We start from the raw sequence: 1,756 nt of genomic DNA, 5'->3' as shown, positions 1-1,756 counted from the left end.
CGGCCACCGCGGCCTCGGCGGCGTGGATCTGCGCCGGCACGTCGCCGGAGGCGAGGGCGAGCTTCGCCGCGGCGACGTCCTTCTGCGCGGCGAGCGTCCGCACGTCGGCGGCGGCCATCTGCTCGCGCTGGCCGTAGTCGGTGTCGTCCAGTTCGACCAGCGGCTGGCCGGCCTGGACGAGGTCGCCTTCCTTCACCAGCACCTTGAGGACCTTCGCCGGCACCTCCGGCGCGACCTCGACGACGTGCGCCTTGACGAAGCCGGCGTCGGTGACGACGTGCGCCATCCGCCACGCCAGCCAGCGCCCGGCGACGACGAGCGCGACGATCAGGACGACCGCCGTCACGCTCCACTTCACGATCGTCCCGACGCCGAAATGGCGCTTGTAGATCTTCTCTTCGCTCATTTCTCTTCAACGCTCCAGGGCGGCGCGCGCCGCCCGACGCTCGATCGGGAAGTGGACTCAGGAACGCGGGGGAAGCGGCTGCTCCCCCGCGGCGATCCGCGCCGCGAGGCGCGCGGCGCGCCGGCCGGTCCGCGCCGCCGCGAGCGCCTGACGGGCGTGCGAGGCGTCGTCCTCGGCCGAAAGGAGATCGCGGGCGGTGATCAGCTCGTTGTCGTAGCGCAGCTTGGCGAGGCGCAGCGCCTCGCGCGCCGCCGAGTCGGCCGCCTCGGCCGCGGCGAGCCGCGCGCCGGCCGCGCCGTCCTCGGCCCAGGCGGCGGCCACCTGCTCGCGCGCCTCGCGCCGCGCCTGCTCGGCCTGCGCGTCGCCGCGCCGGGCGTCCGCCTCGCGCGCGGCGCGGGCCGCGGCGAGCTTGCCGCCGGTGTAGATCGGCACCTTGGCCACGACGGCGAGCTCCGCGTTGTCCTTGTTGAGCTGGTAGTCGTCGTCCAGCCGCTGGACCATCCCCTTCAGCCTCACTTCGGGGAGGCGCGCCGCCGACGCCGCCGACGCCGCGGCGCGCTGCGCCTCGGCGATCTTGGCGTAGGCGCGCGGCGCGGGACGCTTCTCCGCCGCGCGGGCGGCGACCTCGTCCACCGTTCCCTCGGGGAGCGGCGGCAGGTCCGCGGGCCACGAAGGAACGGCGTCCGCGGGGAGCGGCTCGCCGATCAGGCGTTCCACCGCGGCGCGCGCCCGGCCGAGTTCCGCGGCGCGGTCCGCTTCCTCGAGACGCGCCATCGCCAGCGCCGCCTGCGCCTGCAGCAGGTCGGCCTGCGGGGCCTGCTCCTGCTTCACCAGCGCCTCGACCTGGCGGACGAGTTCCTGCTTGTCGGAGACCGTGGCCTTCGCGGCCACGCCGAGCGCGACGGAACGGTCCCACTCCGCGACGGCGACGACGGTCCGGAAGCGGACGACCTCGTCCACCGCGTCCGCGGCGAGCCGCGCCGCGTCGAGGCCGAGCCGCGCCGCGCGCAGCGCGCGGGACGCCTTCCCGCCGTCCCAGACGAGCTGCTCGGCGGTGACCGCGGCCGCGTAGTCGCGGCGGTCGGCGGCCACGAGCGACAGGGGAATCGGGTTGCCGATCACGCCGCGCGGAATCACGAGGCCGGGATCGCGCCCGAGGCTCCAGCCGGTCACGCCGGCGCCGACCTGCGGCAGCAGGTCGCCGCGCGCGGCGTCGGCGTCGGCCGCGGAGCGGTCGATCTGCGCCTTCGCCTCCTGCGCGGCGGGGCCTTGCAGCGCCTTGGCGAGCAGCGATTCGAACGGCGCGGGGGTCTCCGCGCGGGCCGCGAGGCCGGCCGCCGCGACGATCGC

2 protein-coding genes are annotated in these 1,756 nt (G+C 76.6%); both read right to left on the bottom strand.

Annotation, left to right across the window (positions count from 1 at the left end; translation table 11 throughout):
• Nucleotides 1-406 (bottom strand): biotin/lipoyl-binding protein (locus LLG88_10625; GenBank protein MCE5247354.1); only part of this gene is annotated, 406 nt, incomplete at its 3' end.
• A 57-nt stretch (nt 407-463) separates the two neighbouring features.
• Nucleotides 464-1,756 (bottom strand): TolC family protein (locus LLG88_10620; GenBank protein ID MCE5247353.1); only part of this gene is annotated, 1,293 nt, incomplete at its 5' end.

The sequence above is a fragment of the bacterium genome (assembly GCA_021372775.1).
Taxonomy (GTDB): Bacteria; Acidobacteriota; Polarisedimenticolia; order J045; family J045; genus JAJFTU01.
Note: the sequence above shows the minus strand (reverse complement) of the source record. Positions and strands in the feature narration are given on the sequence as shown.